Genomic DNA, 411 nt, shown 5'->3' with positions numbered 1-411 from the left:
GCATAGCAAGCCAGGCAGCGCCACGCATTCCGCTACTGTCGCCGTGCTGTGCTTTTACAATGGGAGTGGTGAATTGATCGGTGAAAACCAGTGGAGCGACTTCTGCGTTCAGATCGGTGATAAGCAGTTCCACATTCGAAAGCCCGCCGCCGATCACAATCACGCCAGGGTCAACAACGTTAACGATGGTTGCCAGCGTGCGGGCAAGCTGTTGGCGAAAACGTGCCACCTGCTGCATGGCACAAGCATCACCACGTTGTGCCAGGGTGACAATCGCCGCAGGAGTGAGCAAGTTACCAGTCATCTGTTGATAGCGTTCACTAAAACCGCTGCCGGAAACAAACGACTCCACGCAGTTGTGTTTGCCGCAATAGCAACTGACTGATGGACCATCTTCCTGCTCCGTATAGC

1 protein-coding gene is annotated in these 411 nt (G+C 54.5%); it reads right to left on the bottom strand.

From position 1 onward, the window contains the following. The coding region (locus E0L35_RS25795; RefSeq protein ID WP_138801755.1) for an ROK family protein at positions 1 to 411 on the bottom strand (411 nt) is incomplete at both ends.

The organism is Halomonas sp. ATBC28, from assembly GCF_005937175.1.
GTDB classification, from domain to species: domain Bacteria; phylum Pseudomonadota; class Gammaproteobacteria; order Pseudomonadales; family Halomonadaceae; genus Vreelandella; species Vreelandella titanicae.
Note: the sequence above shows the minus strand (reverse complement) of the source record. Positions and strands in the feature narration are given on the sequence as shown.